The organism is Spirosoma sp. KCTC 42546 (assembly GCF_006965485.1).
Lineage (GTDB): Bacteria > Bacteroidota > Bacteroidia > Cytophagales > Spirosomataceae > Spirosoma.
Genome location: NZ_CP041360.1, coordinates 8,217,622 through 8,235,883 on the forward strand (window position 1 = coordinate 8,217,622; position 18,262 = coordinate 8,235,883).

Here is an 18,262-nt window from a genome sequence, read left to right on the forward strand (position 1 = left end):
GGGGGTAGTTTCCGGGAAGACGGCTGGTTTTTGCAACTTGCAAAACTGTTATCTTTACGTAAAAACAGGTTCGCTATGCTAACGGCAGTTAAAGGCACTTTCGGCCACGGTCAAATCATATTACATGAAATACCATCCATTCCAGAAGGAACAGAGGTGATTGTGACGTTTTTAGAGAACGAGACAAAAGAAAAGCCTCAAAAAACTGGTATACACGATAAACAGGGTATTCGCTTCGGCTCGCTAACCGGCAAAGTAAGCGTTCCGGCGGATTTTAATGAGCCACTCGATGACCTTAGCGAATACATGTAGGCATAATGAATGTACTTATTGACACCCAAGTATTGATCTGGATTCAAGAGGATAATCCGTCTATCTCTACGTTGGCCCATGCAGTTCTCACTAATTCGGCAAATCAGATTTAGGTATCTCAATGAAGCTTCATTGAGGTAGCCATTAAACTAAAAATCGGTAAGCTGCCTACCTTTCGGATATCTGTAGATGAACTTATTGCTCAAACCAAGCAGGACGGATTCCATATTATTCAGCTTGATAACAGGCATATCGCAACCTACGACCAAATACCACTGTTTGCCGATCACCGCGATCCTTTTGATAGGCTCATTCTAGCCACAGCTTTAGCTGAAAAAATGCCAATTATTTCCGCCGATGAGAAATTTGGGCGGTATCGGGATGTTGTTGACGTGATTTGGTAGATCGTATTTTTAACTCCTGTACGTTTTACAATTCCAGCATACTCAGTCAGGACAGAGTGGCTCTAAGACAATAGCGTAGCAACGTTGTTATAGGTACATAAACTCAATGTTTCTCAACCTATGACCGATGTTCACACGCCTGCTCAGCCGGAACGCCGGACCGTGCAGCTATAACATGAGCCGCGTGCGAAGCAAAGACACTAAACCAGAGCTAATCGTCCGTAAGTTTCTTCACGCACAAGGATTTCGGTATCGTCTCCACGATAAAAAGCTCCGCGGCAAACCCGACTTGGTGTTGCCCAAATACAAAACCGTTATTTTCTTGCATGGCTGTTTTTTCCATGGCCATGAAGGTTGTCGCTTTTTCATAGTTCCTAAAACCCGAACGGATTGGTGGCTTGACAAAATCAATGGGAATAAACGCAGAGATGTTCGCATTAAAACAAACTTTTAGATACCATTTAGTATAAATAATAAATATATTTGATTGTGATTATATCTTTCTCCTCTTTAAATGCATGTTTCTTTCGATTCTATAAAAATAGGCCAAGAATACTCCCGTAAATTTTTAGCAGAGATTTGGAACTATGCAGCCTACCAAGCCCTTGCTCGCGGTGTAGTAGCGCCAAAAGGAGATTCAAAAATTATTCTATTTGTTACTGCTGAGAAGCAGGGTTCTCTAGAGCAGTATGCAGACAAATTAGTAGATGAATATTTACATTGGGAAGGGCCAAACGACCATTTTGCAGAAAACCGGATAGTGTATGCTCGATCAAATGGAGAAGAAATTCATTTATTTTTCAGAGCAATTCATCATACTAATTTCATATACTTTGGAAAAATTGAGGTTGTTAGCATAGAGTTAGAATCCCAATATCCAAGCAAATTTGTATTTCATTTAAATGAGTACTACGCTGACACAACTTATAAAACAGTATCTGATCATTGGACACGGAAACAGCTACTTGCTGTTTTCAATTTATACCTAAAGTTACCACCTGGCAAGCTCGATCCCAGTAACAAAGAGGTAATAAATTTTGCCAGTTTAATTGGAAAAAGCGCCAGTTCAGCCGCGATGCGATTAAACAATTTTGCTTTTGTTGATCCTTACAATAAGCAACATGGCACAATTGGCTTACAAGAAGGTTCAATGCAAATACAGTCAATATGGAATGAATTTATAGCTAATCAGGAAGATTTAATCTATGAAAGTGAAAGCATAATCGCTGATTATCAACACAAGACACTAGAAGAAACAAATTCTGATTTTGATTTTCAAGTTTCTGATTTAAAAGGTGAATATAAAATCAGATCTATCAAAACTAGAGTTAATCAGAACGTTTTCCGAAAAATGGTTTTAAAAACATATGCGAACCGATGTGCCATTTCGGGGCTAAACCAACCTGAGTTGTTAATAGCTGGGCATATTGTGCCTTGGTCTATCAATAAAGAAGAAAGATTAAACCCCGAAAATGGCATCTGTCTATCATATCTATATGACCGTGCTTACGAAACTGGATTAATTTGCATTGATACAGATTATAAAGTATTAATTTCGAAACAATTAAAGGAAGAGATTTCGAAAGATTTTTTTCAGCGATTCTTTGGTCATTTTGAGCATCAGTCGATTCTAGTTCCTAAAACGTATCAACCAAAGAAGGAATTTCTAGAATATAGGCTAAACCGCTTTGATAAATGAAATACAGCACCTTAACAAACCTTATTTATGCTGAAGGCAAAACCGTTGAGCCAAAAATTGGCGACGGAGCTACATTACTTCAATGGTCAGACCGCCACGCTTATACAGTTATTGAAGTTAAGAAAAATTATATTCTCGTAACTCGTGACATTGCAGAACGTGTTGATCAAAATTTTGAAAAGGGGCCACAAGAATATAAATACCAACTTGATCCTGATGCTGCACCAGTCCGTGCTAATCTGCGCAAAGACGGAAAATACTACATTGGCGATCAAGTCTTAAAAATAGGCTACCGTCACGAACACTACGATTATTCTTTTTAGCCCCATAGCGTCGCTATGCAGTTCGCAGCATTAAGCTAACTCCCCAACACTATACTATTCCAAGAACTTCAAATAAGGCCAACGGCTTAATCCTCTGACTATCTTACCCTTATAAAATTACATCATTTATCTCATACCAGTTATCTAGCCAGTCGGGCTTGCAGAAGCGGGCAGAAAGCTTAATTTTGTTAATCCGATTTCAATGTATAAGTAGCCGATCCGTTCAATTAGATCGACTGACTTTTACGCATAAAACCGCACGCCGATACTATGGTACAGAATGATGTAATTGAACCGATCTTAGAAGAAGACAAAGGTCGCTTTGTGCTGTTCCCCATCAAGCACTGGGACATTTGGGAATATTATAAAACCCACGAAGCGTCGTTCTGGACCGCCGAAGAGATTGATCTCGGGCAGGATATGAAGGACTGGAATAGCCTCAACGATGGCGAACGGCACTTCATCTCGCACGTACTGGCGTTCTTTGCCGCGTCGGATGGGATTGTCAATGAGAACCTGGCTGTCAATTTTCTGTCGGAGGTGCAGTATGCCGAAGCCAAATGTTTCTATGGCTTTCAGGTGATGATGGAGAACATCCACTCCGAAACCTATTCGCTACTGATCGATACCTATATTAAAGATCCTAACGAAAAGGATCGGTTGCTGAATGCAATCGACACCATACCCTGCGTCCAGAAAAAAGCCGAATGGGCGTTGCGCTGGATCGACAATGGCTCGTTTGCCGAACGGCTTATTGCCTTTGCCGTTGTCGAGGGTATTTTCTTTTCGGGTTCGTTCTGCTCTATCTACTGGCTCAAAAAGCGCGGCATGATGCCGGGGCTTACGTTCTCGAATGAGCTTATCTCACGCGATGAAGGCCTGCACCGCGACTTTGCCTGCATGCTCTATACCGATCACATTGTTAATAAGCTACCAGAGTCGGAGATTTACGACATCATCCGCAATGCCGTCGACATTGAGCAGGAATTTGTAGCCGATGCGCTACCGGTATCGCTCATTGGCATGAACGCCGAGCTGATGAAGCAGTACATTGCCTTTGTGGCCGATCACCTGCTGGTGACGCTTGGCTTGAAGAAAATCTACAACGTAACGAACCCATTCGATTTCATGGACATGATTTCGTTACAAGGCAAGACCAATTTCTTCGAGAAACGGGTGGGTGAATACCAGCGTGGCGAAGTAATGTCCAAGTTTAAAGCGATGAAAGCATCCGCCTTACAGCCACAGGATGCTGAGAATCCAACGCCTGTTGTGGTAGCCGAAGAGCCCAAAGGCATTACGTTTGATGCTGATTTTTAAATGAGTCAAGTACATTGGAATGGCCGACGCTGGGTATTATTACTACTCACCGTCGGCCTTTTAGTTGTATCAGTAGGACTGTTCAATTTCTACCGACAGGTTGAGCAGATTAAACGAACCGGGCAGGCAATCCAGGTTCAGGTAATTGGCAAAGAGCGCGGTGGAGGCAAAAACCCGAATAAGGTGATTGCTTTAGTTGGCAAACAACCAGTCCGTATAAGCACGCGTAGTAAATCGTTTTTCAGGAGTAGTGCAGTTGGTCAGGTTGTAACTGTACTAAAGCGCCCCGATAGTGATCTATATGTGCCTCCAGGTGAGCCAACAACGTTCAGTCTTGTTATGATGGTAGTCATATGGGGCGTAGTGATTATGTTGCTGTACCAGATTTTTACGAAAAAACTCTAACAGAGTAGCCAGATTCAGGCCTGTTGGTCAGAAACTACCTCCTTTTTAGGTATAACTACTCCGTTTATTAGAAAAGTCCCGGTTCTGAGCCGGGACTTTTCTAATTTTAGACAATATCTCCTCCTTTATACCACTACTCTTACTTTCCGAATGAATCGACTAGACGTTATCCAGGCCCTGATGCGCCAGAAAGGTCTCAAGAATTACCTCGAAATTGGGGTTGAGAACGGTCATATTTTCTTTCGCATCAAGAGCTCCTTTAAAGTTGCTGTCGACCCGAAGTTTATTTTCGATGCCAGTCGCCGATTCGGGAAGGCCATCCTTAACCCGTATAATCTGACCAATAAGTATTTCGAGAAAACGAGTGATGATTTCTTTGCGCAGGATGCCCAGCAGGTTTTTGCGGGCATAACGCTTCAGTTAGCGCTGGTTGATGGCATGCACGAGTATCTGTTTGCCCTTCGCGATGTAGAAAATACGCTTACCTATATGGGCGATGATGGTGTGATTATTATGCACGACTGCAATCCGCAAACGGCTGGCGCGGCCGGGCGATTTGAGGATTGGGAAGTGGGCGAGTGGAATGGTGACGTCTGGAAAACGATTATTCACCTTCGTAGTCAGCGTCCCGACCTGAACATATTTGTGCTCGACTGCGACCAGGGCCTTGGGATTGTGACCCGAAGAAAGCCAGAATCAAAGCTAGATTTTACGCCTGCTCAAATACAGTCCTTAACCTATGACGATTTGGTCAAGGACCGTAAAAAGTTGATTAACCTAAAACCAGCTGACTATTTCTACGAGTATTTTGGCTTGAAAGCACAGTAAGTTAATGAACACAGAGCCACAGAGGACACAAAATTTATGACGTTAAGTTTACCTCCTTTGTGTCCTCTGTGGCTCTGTGTTCATTAAATCTGTCTGATTATTTCTTACTGTTTGGAATAGCGTAAAAATTGAAGTTCTTCCAACGATTCATATCATGCGGACTGAGTTGGATGATCTCGGTGTTCTCATCAAAATCACCGAAATAATAGAGCGTGTAATCATGGTCGGCCACGATCTGGTACAGTTCGAAACGCTCATCTAGTGTCGCTTCACTAAAACACTCAGCAATTAAGGTGGGCTTATATTGATCGATAAGCGATGAGATCGAACGCAGCACGTCTTTATCATGGCCTTCAACGTCTACCTTGATAAGCGACAATTTAGGTAGATACGCTTTATAGTTCTCATTGAGGTATTTACTTAGATTAATACCCTTCACCTTTTCAGGAAGCTTAAACTTACCATGTGTATCGGCTTCACTCACACTGGCGGATACCCCCCCATTACCGAATGACGCTTCGGACGAGGAATAGATAAATTCGCCTTCTTCCTCCGTAATTGCATAGCGCAACGGCACAATATGAGCGCTTCCTTTATTCAATCCAGCATTGGCTTCCAGGATCTCATACGTCATGGGATTGGGCTCAAAACCAAGCGTTAAGCCTTCTTTTCCAACAGCAATAGCCATTGGTACGGTCGTATCGCCAATGTTAGCCCCTACATCAATACTAAAACTCCCCGGTGTAGCAAACCGACGAAAAAAATTGATTTCAGACTGCGTAATTGTTTTGGGAGGAATCAGTGGATTTTTCCAGTTGGCAAACTGAACAGTACCTTCCTTTGCCAATTGAAATGAGTCTACCTCATACGGATATTTAGCTGTAACCCGTCGTGCCTTTTTTCGGGCAAATGATTCTTTTAGATACTTGAACATGCTATGATGTGTTTTCGGCCACAAAGTTAGCCTGTAACTTCCAAAGCGGCTCAATCTAGTACGAAACCTATTTGTAGTTAACCAATTTTAAGAAGTGCTGTTATCTGAGCGGATGGTTTGTCGATACCGCAGGCTTTCGCGCATAGGGCTACCACGTCCAATAAACCAGGCTAGTTGACCATAAATCGGGTCCCGGCGAAATTTTCGGCCATTCTTGATAAAATAATAGGCCCGGAATAAAGCGCGCGCTGGCCAAGAATGGTATTTTCGGAAGTAATGAAAGAGTGAAATGTAATACTCTTTATCAACGTCGTAGTTACGGACAGTGCTCTGGCCCGTAAAGTGAACGTACTCAGCCTCAGGCACTAAATAAGCCTTGAAACCCGCTAACTGTAGCCGTTTCGCTAAATCTTCTTCTTCAACGTACAGGAAGTGAGCAATATCAAAACCACCAATCTGATTAAAGGCAGATGCCCGTAAAAACAGGGTACTACCCATTACAAACGGCACACGCACTGGTTCTGTATACACCTGCCGGGTAGATGGGTAAATGGAGGGATTGAGTGCTCGCACAAAGCTATGGCCAAGGAGTTTGCTACCAAGCGTAGGGAGATATCCAAACGTTATTTGCCAGGAACCATCACCAGCAAACATTTGTGCCCCGCATAGACCCGCGTCAGGAGTTATCTCCATAAATGCGGTAAGTTGGCTGCATACGTCTGTACGTACTACGCAATCGTTGTTCAGGAAATAATAGTAATCAGCCTGAGGATCGGCGAATTGTACACCCAGCATATTCCCACCCGAAAAGCCAAGGTTAATCCGGCTACGAATGAGTTGAACCCTGGGTTGATCTACAATTGGTCTCAGTGCTTCGTAATCCGCATTTTTTGAGTCATTATCAACAATAATTACCTCATAATCAACCCCTTTTGTCTTCTCAATTAGTGAATTAACACAGTCGTAGGTAAACTGGTGAGAGTTGTAGTTGATAAGAATAATGGAAACTTTTCGCGGATTCATGCGCACAAAGAACCGAGAATTGTGTGGCGAAAACAACAGTAACACCGTAGGAGGGCCGCACCCAATCAATCTTTATTAGCACGGCTTTCCAGCCACGCTACTCGTTTCCCAGCACCGTAAAAATTAAATCGGTTTCGTAGCCTTTACTTAGGGCATAGCGAACAAGCTTTTGTTTAATAACCAATGGATTCTCATCCCGGAGGCTCTGCCGCTTTTTGGTCAGCAATTCTTGAAGTGTAGCCTGATAATCATCAGGAGCGATCTCCTTCATAGCCTGATCGAGGTTATAGCCCGAAATACCACGCTGTTGCAGATGCTGTTTGATCTTACGTCGGCCCCAACCTTTTACCCGAAATTTCCCTCCGGCAAAGGATTTGGCAAATCGCTCTTCGTTCAGGTAGTTTTGCTGGATCAGTTCAGCGATGACCTCCTCGGCATCGTCGCCCAAAACGCCCCAGTCTTTCAGTCGTTCGCGAACTTCCTGTTGCGTGCGTTCCTGATACGCACAAAACATGGCGGCCTTACGAAGCGCATCTTTTAGTAAATCTGTCATGGTACGTGCCGATATGCAGTAATCTGTTAATTGGTTCTTAGAAAGCCCTTTTCTACCGATAACCAAGTAATAGATTAACTAATTTACTACTTCCTGGGTTGATGCTGCATTAACTTATTTATCAATGCTTCAACCTCCAAAGCAGGCAGCTTTTCTACTAAATACTGATGCCCTTTACCAGTATCATCCCATCCATTTGAGCCGTCGTCGTTCATTGTTAGTCGACCGGATTTAACGGTGTAATAAGGCGCGTAGCCCCGCACACCAACCAGTACGGCGGTTTGGTCCCAACTCATACGTCCGTTTTTATCTTCTGCCGCTTTAGGCAATGAAATGGTAAACACGTCTTTTATTGGACTATGATGAATAGACGCATTTTGAGTGAGGGGTAAACCCGAGTGAATTTTCTGGCCAATTTCAAACCCACTCATCAAAATGGGCGTTGGCCAGTCGGCAAAGACGATTTTTGACGACTTTGTATCTCTAAATACATTGTATTCCCGACCATTCGGAAACTTCCCTGCCATACTCACCAGATTCTTTACCTTCAGAGCCACTAATTCTTTGCCCGATAGCTTTGAGTAGGTATCCGGTTTAGAGGCCATCAGATTTGCCAAATTGGTAACGAAGCCAACCGTAATGATTGTTACGCTATGATCAGGCTGCTTAGACAAAATTTGCCGATACAATGCAATGGCATCAGGCACTTCGTCATTTGATTGAATATGATGCGGGTAGCGGGCTACGATCGTATCAGACCAGTGCTGCGTGTCTTTATCGCTCACAGCCTCCCCTTTCGGTACGCCAATAGGGACATTCGGACGTTTAAAGTACGTATTCAGGACGCTGAGCACCTGCGTTACTTTCGGGTAATTAGTACTGGCAATGGTTGCCAGAATGTTTGCCTGCCCTTCATCGGCAAAGGCGTGGAGCAGGGTGATGGCCCCAACATCGTCGTAATCGGGGCCCATATCGGTGTCGAAAATGACGGGGACAGCGGCTTGCTTTCTAGCCGACTGTCCAGAAACCAGACCGACTGTCAGGGCCAGTAACACACTAATTGAAAATAAGGCAATTCGGATCATAGGAATAAGCGAGATTTACAGCACGATACTGCAAGGAATAATAAGCGATTTTCTAATTGGATTCTCGCCTTGCCTTGCAGTACGAATTACGAATTGTTTTCGTAAGAATCGTAATTCGTACTCTGTAAATCTCGAAAACATGATTTCTCTCCAAAAACTCGCCACTCCACCCGATACTCAACTTCGCAATCTGGGCTGGGACTGGATGCTCGGCCAGGATACCCTACCCTATTTGGCCAACGAGGTGGTAGTCATTCAGCCCGCAGAAGCCGATGCTTATTATGAAGCGGCCAATGAACTATTTGATATGTTTGTGGCAGCTGGTCAGCACATAATTGATAAAAATCGATTTGCCGAAATGGGAATTCCGGCAAATCTGGTTGAACTTATCAAGCTCTCGTGGGAGGATGATCGGCATATTCATCTCTACGGCCGTTTCGATCTGGCTGGCGGAATTGATGGAAAAGGGATTAAACTCATTGAATTCAACGCCGATACCGCTACGTGCTTACCCGAAACAGCCGTTGTGCAATATGCCCACCTTAAAGCCAATGGGTTCGACGAAAACCTACAGTTTAATGCGGTATTTGAAACGCTAACGGGTCAATTTGAGGAACTTCTGGCGATGAACCCTGACCTGCAACCTACGTTGCTGGTATCGGCCATGCGAGGCTTTCCGGAAGACGATGCCAACGTAGCCCTCATTGGCGAAGCAGCACGCGAAGCGGGTTTTGATATTGAGTTCGATTTCGTAGAGAACGTCGATTTCTCGGCGGAGGAAGGCATTTTCTGGCAAAATCCCAAAAACGGCCAATTTGAGAAATTAGACTTCTGGTTTAAGTTGGTCCCTTGGGAATCCATTGCCGAAGATGAACCTGAACTGGTTAAACTACTCACTGAAATCGTTAGAAAAAGGCTGGCGGTTATATTGAATCCCGCCTATACGCTACTCTTCCAATCGAAATACATATTAAAAATACTCTGGGAGCTTTATCCGTATCACCCCCTACTTCTCGAAACCAGCACCCGCCCCCTTCCCGGTAAAGAGTGTGTTGAGAAGGTCTTATTCGGTCGGGAAGGTGCTAACGTTCGGATATTGAACGTAGATGGCAGCGAACAGCAGGCTGTGGAAGGAGATTACGGAGATTATCCAAAAATATACCAACAGTATGTTGAGTTCCCTCAAGATTCAGCCGGTTACACCTATCAGGCGGGTGTTTTTTACGCGGGCGAAGCCTGCGGATTGGGTTTCCGGCGTGGTGGCCTCATTTTGGACAATAGCGCGGGGTTTGTAGGGCACATAATCAAGTGAGTTTGATCCTACCAGTTCATCGTTATATTATTGGGGCCTACCTAATTCGTTACTCTATCCAAACACCCCACCCCACATGTCTTATTTATTACTTTGGCTTCAAGCCTTAATTTACATTGCCGGGGGGGTGAATCATTTCATTAATCCGAAAAGTTACTTAGCCATAATGCCGCCTTATATTCCAGCGCATAGCCTGATGGTAACGCTGAGTGGTATAGCCGAACTAATTTTAGGGATTGGCTTATTGTTTCCAGCTACTCGTTCGCTGTCGGCCTGGGGTATCATGCTGTTACTGATTGCCATATTTCCGGCCAACGTTTATATGGCTACGTCGAACCGCTTCCGTAAATTCCCGGCCTGGTTACGATGGGCTAGATTGCCCCTACAAGGTCTTCTGATTTGGTGGGCTTATCAGTATACATAAACGCGTCATTTTTTATATACTGAACACAAATAGCCAATCCTTTCATCAAACTACGCTGCCCGCCCAAATAGTAAAAAGGTAGGCGTTTTTTTAGGATTTGGGCGGGCAGCGTAGTTGTGTTTAAAATCTACGCGTCTGCATAGTTAAGTTTCCACAAAAAAAGTTTACAAGTTACATCGTGGCCCAAGCCTTTTTTATAATTATTAATTTTTGCATTTTTTTGATAAATTCAGATTAAAAATTATTGCCCGAAATGATGATAAAAGTTATTGAAGAACTAAAAAATAGCCCTTAGTCAACTCAAAATGCGTTTTTGGCGACTATAACTCGCCCTTCACCCCAACTGGTAGTACAATCGAATTATTTAACTAATTATATTCTTAAATACCCTGATCGACGTTAGTATATACCCATCAATATTAATTGACTGACAGATAATAGTTTACTAAAGTGACTTTCATTGTAGATTATAGTCAAAGGGGGTGACATATATGTGAATTGTAATGAATGCTATTATTATGGAGAAAGATGAGAAAATCAGGCGTAATCGCTCGAAAACCACTCAGCGTATTGTTGAAGCGCTAGAAGATGTAATAGCAGAGCGCGGTTTAGAGGGTGTCGGTGTAAACCGGGTCGCCGAAAAAGCTAATGTCAGTAAAGTATTGATTTATAGGTATTTTGGTGGCATGGAAGGCTTATTAGAATACTATGTAAAGATGGGAAAATTATTCCCTGTTTTTACCCCCGCCGTATTAGATCAAATTCGCCCATTACATGAATCAGACGTTGCCCGTATTTGGTATCGTCAGGTTATTCAAACCTACCGTTATTTCCGTACGTTCAAAGCAGCACGCGAAGTTCTGAAGGCAAGTGTCATTGAGAATGACTCGATTGCCGAAACGACAGCGCGGGCACAGGATGAAGAAATGACACGATTGGTCAGTCAGTTATCATTTGTAAAAGGTGCTGATACGCAAGCCATTTCGGCCGTTGTGCTTGGGGCTATGACGTATTTGACAATTATGGCTCAAAACGACCGTACCATGATTAGTATTGATCTACGAAGCGAGGAAGGTTGGGAACGTATTGAAAATGCGGTAAAAGCCATTTATATCGCCTTAAATAAAATGGCCATTGGGTCAAAAGATGTTGAACTGGAACTTCAGTCAGCTCATCTACCCGTTGCCCAGTGGTAAAATATAGTAAGTAGTTTCAAAGGCCAGGATAGCATGCTGCTTATCCTGGTCTTTGATTTTATATTGAATCTGAATGGTCTTCAATTGTGGACCAACTCCTTTAATTGTCAGAGATTACCATTTTTTCGGGAGTTTCGTTTTGAGCTGTATAATGCCACTATCTTTACTATCCAGTCCTCCAAATCCATTCAATACAGCCTTTAACATGCCCTCTGCACCTGTTGCAACATAAGGATTCGTTTCACTAGTCGTCTCTGATAAAACTCCGAAAGAAGGCACTTCATTTGGTTTATAGCTCTTCACAAACCAGTCGTAGGCTTTATCTGATTCGCCAAGTCGGGCATGCAATGTTGACAATACCGACCAGCCCATAGCCGGGCCTTCGGGCGAATAGCGAGGCTCATAATACGCTAAATCCTTTTTAACGCCCGCTTCATCTTTTACAATCGTAAGTGGATAAACCAGTAGATTTACATCAGCCTGCTTGATCATAACCCCGTCGTAAGTACGATTTTCTTTCGTTACACCATCCGGAAATTTTAGTATCGGACTATTGTCTGCCACAAGCTTCCAGTCGGGGTTAGACCCTATACCCAGTTCCTGAGCCGCTTGGATGGCATAGTGTAACGACGTTTTGGCCAACCAATGGTTCCAACGTTAACAGCAATCCAAGCAGAAGATATTTTCTGTTCACAACCAAGTCACAGGTTAAATACTTTCTAAAAATAATACTATTTTAGAAAGACCTAACTCATTACGACCTAGTCTTTATCGCCCATGCCGGTGTGGCCGGCCAACTCGGACAGGGCGTCCCCGACCACGACTACTTCCACCTAGTAAACCGCCTGAGTCGGTTCGTAAGAGGCCAAAACGCAGGTAAATACCATAAAAAGTTTTCGAACTGTCTGTTGTCTCGCTGCTGAAATCGTAGTAGCCCGTTGTCAGGCCGATACCTACCCGTGGTGCAATCTGTGCCATAATGCTATAGGTCAATTCGAGCATCAGGCTACCTTGTTTATCGAAAACCCGGCCGGCTCCTATAGTCATTTCGTTCGCAAAAATGCCATAGTTGGCCACATCCATGGTAACTCTCCCCTCCAGAAAAAGTGATGTATCAGGCCGTAATGAATTCCGGCCAAAAGCAATCCCTAAGTCAATGACATTAAATGACTTGCCTAGTTCAATACTTTGCGCAATACGGTCTTTGGGGCTGCCTGCGCCGGTATAAATTGAAAATGGAGTTGTGCGAACGTAGATAGGAGCGGCCTTAAAATTAAAGATGGAACGGCTCGAATCTTCTGAGGAACGGCTTATGGAATGATAGGTTTGCTGACCTTTAGCGGGCTGATTTTGAGTCGTATCTGAGCCTGTTGATTGAGCCTGTAAATCTGCACTAGTAATAAGCACTATAATTAATACCAATGGTAGTAAACGAATCTTCATAGCTGATGGATTTAGAGCCGTGATTTCTGACTGCTACTTACAAAAAAAGTCCCTACCTCTGAAAAGCAGGGACTCTATGGTTATTCGTATTACTCATCGACTAGCGACAGCACCTTTCCGGGTACGGATTTTTTCAACTACCCATTTACCTACTTTTTCGCCTTCTAACTGGCCATTTACTAAGGCTGCCCGATAGTGAATACCACCATACAGGCGACTGATTGAGGCTTCATCGGCTGCATTCCGAAATGAAGTGAACGATCGAACACCATGTCCATACTTAAACTCCGTCGAATCTGTAAAGGCGATGTTATCACCCATTAGATTGGTAAGCACCGTTGCGGCCGCAGTCGAAATAACGCTGTGCCCGCTGGGGTATTCCGGAAAAGGGGGAGTTTGTAAAAACGGTGTCCACTTCGGATCAATAGATTTGTTTATTACTGTTTCAGGCCGCACTGTTTTAGTCCGGTATTTTTCATCCCAGCAGGAGATGAAGCCATCACTAAGCGCAAAGGATGTAAGCGCATACGCTTCGACAGTTTGCATCATGCTTAGTTTTTTCTGACGGGCAACTGTTTGGGCAATAGCGAGCCAATGACCACCCGGTGTCATTTTTTTGCTGGCATACATAACATGGCCTGCTACGTTCATCACAAACGCGTTGTCGTCCCAGAAATAGGCAATATCTTGTTTCTGTTTATCAAGGTTTTTACCAATTTGGTACACCTCATCGAGTTCTTTTTCATAGGGGCTTCCTTTGACCAGGCTATATGGGAATGGGCGAGGAGGCATAAATTGGTTGCAGGTATCCATTGCCCAGCAACGCAATTTATTCCATTGCGGCTCGGCAGCATCCATATAGGCCGGAGGTGTTGGTACCCAAGAGCCTTCTTCATTGGTTACCGTGTGTTTGAAACCCCGCGTTTGTTTGTAAGTGTCCTTAGCCGCATAATCCAGCACATGTTTGGCAACGGCTTCACCGTAGGCCATCGAACGGTCAAATACCTCATCGGGAACGCCATCTTTCTTGAACTGTTCGTAAAATGGCTTTTCAAATTCATCATAAAAATTGACCGAGAAAGTTAGAGCGCGGGCAACCGTCAGAAAGGCACGTGTGCTAGCCAGGGGGAAACAATACTCTTTCCCCGCTTCGGGCTGCGGCCCCGTCTGAAACCGCTTCAACTTACCACCCAACGACTCGTACTGGCTGTTGAACGGCACGAGTGCTTCGTAACCCGCCAGGTTAGCATACGAATAAATTCGACTGGCAACGGGGGGCGAAAAAATATCATGAATAACTACTTCTGTCAGTTTATTCAGAGCTGCATTATAATATTCAGCGTTAGCAGTTTTGGCGTTGTATTCGGCCGGTGACGCGGGTTTACGACAGCTAGCAAAACCAACCAGTACTAGCACCAGCAGATAGCCAAAATGAAGCGAAGATTTCATAATAACAAAGACAAGTTAGAAAACACAAAGCCTTAACAGGCTATTGATTACGTACAAAATTAGCGGAAAATAAGGGTCAAAATCACGTGTTCATTCAGTTGCTTATTTCAGAAATAGGGATTTAAATACCTGCAAACCCGCATTATTTCTGGCTACAACAAGTAACAAACCCCGACCCGTTCGCACTGGTCGAATGTCGCGAATTTCACCGTTGAGCAGGAAGCCACAGTCTATCGGCGACAGAGCGGTGAAGCCTCCTTTCCCATCGTTACGCATCACTAATCCATAACTGGCATCGTAACGACCCTGATAAGTGCTTACGCCGTAGAAATTCCCACCACCCAATACGTCGAGGTCGCCATCCTGGTCAATATCAATGGCTTGCAGTGCAAATAACTTCGACACCTGCGCCATCATGGGTAGTTCATGTACAACGAACTTACCGTTTTGATTCTCCAGATAAATCGACGCGAATTGATCGACGGTAAATTCCTCGGCACCTTTTAGTTCATCGTCGTTCAGCACTTCATTCAAGGGCTTTCCGGCAAATGATACATAGTCCGTGAATCGCTTGTTGATAATACTTGGTATCTGCTTGCCCAGTTCGTCTTTAAAGGCCAGTGGGTACCACTCTTTACCCCCGCCCGGACTGACACGGTTATAGGCAATAATTTGCTCCGGGCTCTGATTCTTGTCCACATCTTTCACCCACATCCGAAGTTGCGAATCAGGCGCTTTACGAAACTTAGTATTCGTACCCAGATTAGCTGCCATCAGGTCAATATCACCATCCCGGTCGAAGTCAGCTGCAATAATGCGTTGGTAAAAGCCTGATAATGGCGTATCGTCTGTTGTAATGGATTTTACCTCGGTAAATTTACCATCATTGTTGGCGAAAACCCGTATTGGCATCCAATCTCCCGCCAAAACCAGATCGAGGTCTTTGTCATTATCGTAGTCGGCCCAGACAGCATCGGTAACCATGCCCGCTTTTCGTAAACCGTCTGCTCGCTTTTCGGTCTGATCTGAGAAATGGCCTTTCCCATCGTTGATGAGCAGATACGAATTTGGTGATTTACCATAACCAAAACCTACAACACGGCCACCCACAAATAAATCGAGGTCGCCATCGTTGTCAACATCGCAGGGACGAACACAGCTCTTGTTATCGAACATAGAGGGCAATGAATTGGCCGAGCGGCTGAAATTACCGTGCCCATCGTTCAGGTAAAGACGGTCGAACTGCTCTGTCATCTGGTTGTAGAACTCATTCCCCCCCGATACGACATACAAATCCAGGTCTTTATCACCATCGGCATCGAAGAAAGCCGCGTCGACATCTTCGTAGGTAGAGTCTTTAACAAAGTCTGGCTGACTAGCCCCTTTAAATTTCCCGTCAGGCTGCTGAATCAGTAAGCTTCCAGCTTTCCACTTGGCACCACCAGCGTAGATATCTTCCAGTCCATCGCCATTCACATCAGCTACCGCCAGATGTGGGCCTTCTGTAGACACCTGGAAAGGCATTAGGGGTTCGCGGACATAATCGAAGTATTCTTTATTTTCCTGATGTTTATAAGGAATCGAATCTGTGTTTGTGACATCAGTAAAGAGTGGTGAAATGCTCGGAGTTGTATAGCGGTAATTGGTGCCATCCAGTTGGGCATCGGCCTGCTTTAGCGTCAATGACTGGTTAGCTTTCACCTTTGTGCGAATTTCCATCCGTTGATTAGGCCAAATCACAATCAGCGAATCAATCACCTCTCGTTTACCTAAACCAAACAGTAATTCGGGTGCTACCGACGACTCGAAGCCCCGAGTGAGCATCATTTGTTGCACCTGTATACTATCTCCGTGTGATGAACCTCCATATTTAATAATTACTTTTCCGCCTACGCCAAACGTATTTGGAGCATCGCCTTTCAATTTCACCGTCAGGTGTCTGTTATCAGGGAAAATAGTGTTTGCCTCATTCCGATACAGGCCAGCAGGGTCATCGATATTGTTGGTAATCAAATCCAGGTCGCCATCGTTATCAAGATCTGCATAGGCAGCCCCATTGGAGTAATTGAGTGCAGTAAATCCCCAGGCTGCTGACTTATCATCGAAATGCATCGAGGATGTTCCGCGATACATATAGTTATGAACCTTGCCCTCTGGCATCAATTTAATAGCGCGATCATCGAGCGCTTTCGATGTTTCCATGGCATACCGGAGCGAGTCATCGGCGGCAAATTTCACGTAGTCAAGGTTATTTGGCCGGTGAACAATACCATTCGTGATGAACAAATCCTTTATGCCATCGTTATCGTAATCGGCCAGTAAAGGAGACCAGCTCCAGTCCGTTGCCGCTACGCCTGCCATGGCACCAACGTCCATAAACTTCTTGCCCGACAAGTTCAGTTGCAGGCAATTCCGACTGTACTGGTTCATATAGCCATACGCCAGCTTGTACAGGTAGATATCCAGCGGGTCTTCTCCCAAAGAAGATTTTTCGACCGTTTCATCTTCTGGATACATGTCAAGTGTTACCACATCGGCAAAGCCATCGTTGTTTACATCGGCCACGTCGTTGCCCATTGAAAAGCGGCTGGTATGCTGAAATGCCTTCTTTACACTTTCGGTAAATGTGCCGTTGTGATTGTTTACGTAGTAGTAATCGTCTTCGTGAAAATCGTTTGATATATAGAGATCTTCCCAGCCATCATTATTCAGGTCGGCCACCGAAATACCTAATCCATACCCCATTGCAGCGCCGAAAATACCCGCCTGTTCACTAACGTTTATAAACCGCCTGGAGCGTTGAGCAGGGAGCTTGGCGCTTGTAGACACTTTGTTCCCTGCCCCCTGCTCAACACTCATATTTTTATACAAATAATCACCCGATTCATTATGGCGCAGGTTTCGGGCTGTTACACGGTCGTAACTACGCGATGTATGTACAGCATGGTTGAGTAAGTAGCAGTCCAGGTCTCCGTCGTGGTCATAGTCGAAGAAAGCGGCCTGCGTTGAGAAACCGGTGAAATCCAGTCCATAATCAGCTGCTTTTTCAGTAAACGTCCCATCGCCGTTGTTAATATACAACTCATTGGCCCCCTCCAAACCCCGAAAGTTGCCAACCGCACAAACATAAATATCCAGAAAGCCATCGCCATTCACATCGGCCATAGTTGAGCCGGTCTGCCAGTCTGAAAAACCCGCAACACCGGCTTTTTCGGTGATGTCCTCGAACTTAAAATTGCCTTTATTGAGGTAGAGTTTATTCTTCCCCTGGTTCGACACAAAATACAAATCGGTCAGGCCATCGTTGTTGATATCCCCCGCCGAAACTCCTCCCCCATTATAGAAATAGAGGTAATCCAGAATGTTAACTTTTTCGGTTGGAACAAGGTGGTTAATAAAGCCAATGCCTGTTTGCGTAGAATCGAGGGTTTGAAAGAGTTGTTTCTCGGACTTAAATAAGTTGCAACCTGCCAATGTCAATAAGCCAGTGGTCAGGAAGAAAGCAATACGTTTCATGGGTAACATGAGTGAAGAGTGAAAAGTGAAAAGTGA

19 protein-coding genes are annotated in these 18,262 nt (G+C 44.4%); 11 read left to right on the forward strand and 8 right to left on the reverse strand.

Annotated elements, in window-relative coordinates; genetic code table 11:
- The first annotated feature begins 75 nt into the window (after positions 1-75).
- The 8 genes from EXU85_RS33450 (at position 76) to EXU85_RS33485 (ending at position 5,291) form a co-directional block, all read left to right on the forward strand.
- A complete protein-coding gene (locus EXU85_RS33450; RefSeq protein WP_142776235.1) occupies positions 76-312 on the forward strand; it encodes a DUF2281 domain-containing protein in 237 nt (78 codons plus the stop codon).
- Between the two features lie 179 nt (positions 313-491).
- Positions 492-716, forward strand: a complete 225-nt coding sequence (locus EXU85_RS35920; protein ID WP_246859662.1) for a PIN domain-containing protein — start codon at positions 492-494, stop codon at positions 714-716.
- A 175-nt stretch (positions 717-891) separates the two neighbouring features.
- Entirely contained in the window at positions 892-1,170 is a 279-nt protein-coding gene (locus EXU85_RS33460) for a very short patch repair endonuclease (protein ID WP_142776933.1), read from the forward strand.
- A gap of 60 nt (positions 1,171-1,230) precedes the next feature.
- Entirely contained in the window at positions 1,231-2,415 is a 1,185-nt protein-coding gene (locus EXU85_RS33465) for an HNH endonuclease (protein WP_142776236.1), read from the forward strand.
- Positions 2,412-2,738: a hypothetical protein gene (locus EXU85_RS33470; RefSeq protein WP_142776237.1), complete on the forward strand. Its 327-nt coding sequence runs from the start codon at positions 2,412-2,414 to the stop codon at positions 2,736-2,738. Before EXU85_RS33465 ends, EXU85_RS33470 begins: the two co-directional genes overlap by 4 nt.
- 270 nt (positions 2,739-3,008) lie before the next feature.
- Positions 3,009-4,058, forward strand: coding sequence for a ribonucleotide-diphosphate reductase subunit beta (locus EXU85_RS33475; RefSeq protein WP_142776238.1), 1,050 nt, complete (start codon positions 3,009-3,011; stop codon positions 4,056-4,058).
- Complete coding sequence (locus tag EXU85_RS33480) at positions 4,059-4,463, forward strand: hypothetical protein (protein ID WP_142776239.1); 405 nt, start codon at positions 4,059-4,061, stop codon at positions 4,461-4,463.
- 150 nt (positions 4,464-4,613) lie between these two features.
- Positions 4,614-5,291, forward strand: coding sequence for a class I SAM-dependent methyltransferase (locus EXU85_RS33485; RefSeq protein WP_142776240.1), 678 nt, complete (start codon positions 4,614-4,616; stop codon positions 5,289-5,291).
- Positions 5,292-5,388: 97 nt separating this feature from the next.
- Here EXU85_RS33485 and EXU85_RS33490 read toward each other — a convergent pair whose 3' ends face one another.
- The 4 genes from EXU85_RS33490 to EXU85_RS33505 all read right to left on the reverse strand — a co-directional run bounded on the left by EXU85_RS33490 (position 5,389) and on the right by EXU85_RS33505 (position 8,886).
- Positions 5,389-6,225, reverse strand: coding sequence for an FkbM family methyltransferase (locus tag EXU85_RS33490; protein WP_142776241.1), 837 nt, complete (start codon positions 6,223-6,225; stop codon positions 5,389-5,391).
- Between the two features lie 87 nt (positions 6,226-6,312).
- Positions 6,313-7,248, reverse strand: a complete 936-nt coding sequence (locus EXU85_RS33495) for a glycosyltransferase family 2 protein (protein ID WP_142776242.1) — start codon at positions 7,246-7,248, stop codon at positions 6,313-6,315.
- 97 nt (positions 7,249-7,345) lie between these two features.
- Positions 7,346-7,801 carry a regulatory protein RecX gene (locus EXU85_RS33500; RefSeq protein ID WP_142776243.1) on the reverse strand — a complete coding sequence of 152 codons (456 nt, stop codon included), beginning with the start codon at positions 7,799-7,801 and terminating at the stop codon, positions 7,346-7,348.
- 86 nt (positions 7,802-7,887) lie between these two features.
- The gene (locus tag EXU85_RS33505) at positions 7,888-8,886 is read right to left on the reverse strand and encodes a nucleoside hydrolase (protein ID WP_142776244.1); all 999 of its coding nucleotides are present in this window, start codon (positions 8,884-8,886) and stop codon (positions 7,888-7,890) included.
- A gap of 139 nt (positions 8,887-9,025) precedes the next feature.
- On the opposite strand from EXU85_RS33505, the gene EXU85_RS33510 reads away from it, so the two are divergent.
- The 3 genes from EXU85_RS33510 (at position 9,026) to EXU85_RS33520 (ending at position 11,818) form a co-directional block, all read left to right on the forward strand.
- Positions 9,026-10,198 carry a glutathionylspermidine synthase family protein gene (locus EXU85_RS33510; protein ID WP_142776245.1) on the forward strand — a complete coding sequence of 391 codons (1,173 nt, stop codon included), beginning with the start codon at positions 9,026-9,028 and terminating at the stop codon, positions 10,196-10,198.
- 76 nt (positions 10,199-10,274) lie between these two features.
- The gene (locus EXU85_RS33515) at positions 10,275-10,622 is read left to right on the forward strand and encodes a DoxX family protein (RefSeq protein ID WP_142776246.1); all 348 of its coding nucleotides are present in this window, start codon (positions 10,275-10,277) and stop codon (positions 10,620-10,622) included.
- 503 nt (positions 10,623-11,125) lie between these two features.
- Positions 11,126-11,818, forward strand: a complete 693-nt coding sequence (locus EXU85_RS33520; protein WP_142776247.1) for a TetR/AcrR family transcriptional regulator — start codon at positions 11,126-11,128, stop codon at positions 11,816-11,818.
- A gap of 114 nt (positions 11,819-11,932) precedes the next feature.
- On the opposite strand, the gene EXU85_RS33525 is transcribed toward EXU85_RS33520, so the two are convergent.
- From EXU85_RS33525 to EXU85_RS33540, 4 genes are all read right to left on the reverse strand, one after another.
- Complete coding sequence (locus EXU85_RS33525) at positions 11,933-12,460, reverse strand: hypothetical protein (RefSeq protein WP_371731975.1); 528 nt, start codon at positions 12,458-12,460, stop codon at positions 11,933-11,935.
- Positions 12,461-12,586: 126 nt separating this feature from the next.
- Positions 12,587-13,261 (reverse strand): hypothetical protein, encoded by a 675-nt coding sequence (locus EXU85_RS33530; protein ID WP_142776248.1) that lies wholly within the window; start codon positions 13,259-13,261, stop codon positions 12,587-12,589.
- A 93-nt stretch (positions 13,262-13,354) separates the two neighbouring features.
- The gene (locus EXU85_RS33535; RefSeq protein ID WP_142776249.1) at positions 13,355-14,710 is read right to left on the reverse strand and encodes a vanadium-dependent haloperoxidase; all 1,356 of its coding nucleotides are present in this window, start codon (positions 14,708-14,710) and stop codon (positions 13,355-13,357) included.
- Positions 14,711-14,812: 102 nt separating this feature from the next.
- Positions 14,813-18,226 carry a VCBS repeat-containing protein gene (locus EXU85_RS33540; RefSeq protein ID WP_142776250.1) on the reverse strand — a complete coding sequence of 1,138 codons (3,414 nt, stop codon included), beginning with the start codon at positions 18,224-18,226 and terminating at the stop codon, positions 14,813-14,815.
- Positions 18,227-18,262: the final 36 nt, after the last annotated feature.

What these genes read in the sequence shown, in the direction of transcription:
- EXU85_RS33465 (WP_142776236.1), top strand. Translation starts at nt 1,231, where the DNA reads ATGCATGTTTCTTTCGATTCTATAAAAATAGGCCAAGAATACTCCCGT.
- EXU85_RS33510 (WP_142776245.1), top strand. Translation starts at nt 9,026, where the DNA reads ATGATTTCTCTCCAAAAACTCGCCACTCCACCCGATACTCAACTTCGC.
- EXU85_RS33505 (WP_142776244.1), bottom strand. Translation starts at nt 8,886, where the DNA reads ATGATCCGAATTGCCTTATTTTCAATTAGTGTGTTACTGGCCCTGACA.
- EXU85_RS33480 (WP_142776239.1), top strand. Translation starts at nt 4,059, where the DNA reads ATGAGTCAAGTACATTGGAATGGCCGACGCTGGGTATTATTACTACTC.
- EXU85_RS33470 (WP_142776237.1), top strand. Translation starts at nt 2,412, where the DNA reads ATGAAATACAGCACCTTAACAAACCTTATTTATGCTGAAGGCAAAACC.
- EXU85_RS33500 (WP_142776243.1), bottom strand. Translation starts at nt 7,801, where the DNA reads ATGACAGATTTACTAAAAGATGCGCTTCGTAAGGCCGCCATGTTTTGT.
- EXU85_RS33495 (WP_142776242.1), bottom strand. Translation starts at nt 7,248, where the DNA reads ATGAATCCGCGAAAAGTTTCCATTATTCTTATCAACTACAACTCTCAC.
- EXU85_RS33530 (WP_142776248.1), bottom strand. Translation starts at nt 13,261, where the DNA reads ATGAAGATTCGTTTACTACCATTGGTATTAATTATAGTGCTTATTACT.
- EXU85_RS33450 (WP_142776235.1), top strand. Translation starts at nt 76, where the DNA reads ATGCTAACGGCAGTTAAAGGCACTTTCGGCCACGGTCAAATCATATTA.
- EXU85_RS33490 (WP_142776241.1), bottom strand. Translation starts at nt 6,225, where the DNA reads ATGTTCAAGTATCTAAAAGAATCATTTGCCCGAAAAAAGGCACGACGG.
- EXU85_RS33485 (WP_142776240.1), top strand. Translation starts at nt 4,614, where the DNA reads ATGAATCGACTAGACGTTATCCAGGCCCTGATGCGCCAGAAAGGTCTC.
- EXU85_RS33540 (WP_142776250.1), bottom strand. Translation starts at nt 18,226, where the DNA reads ATGAAACGTATTGCTTTCTTCCTGACCACTGGCTTATTGACATTGGCA.
- EXU85_RS33460 (WP_142776933.1), top strand. Translation starts at nt 892, where the DNA reads ATGAGCCGCGTGCGAAGCAAAGACACTAAACCAGAGCTAATCGTCCGT.
- EXU85_RS33475 (WP_142776238.1), top strand. Translation starts at nt 3,009, where the DNA reads ATGGTACAGAATGATGTAATTGAACCGATCTTAGAAGAAGACAAAGGT.
- EXU85_RS33515 (WP_142776246.1), top strand. Translation starts at nt 10,275, where the DNA reads ATGTCTTATTTATTACTTTGGCTTCAAGCCTTAATTTACATTGCCGGG.
- EXU85_RS33535 (WP_142776249.1), bottom strand. Translation starts at nt 14,710, where the DNA reads ATGAAATCTTCGCTTCATTTTGGCTATCTGCTGGTGCTAGTACTGGTT.
- EXU85_RS33520 (WP_142776247.1), top strand. Translation starts at nt 11,126, where the DNA reads ATGAATGCTATTATTATGGAGAAAGATGAGAAAATCAGGCGTAATCGC.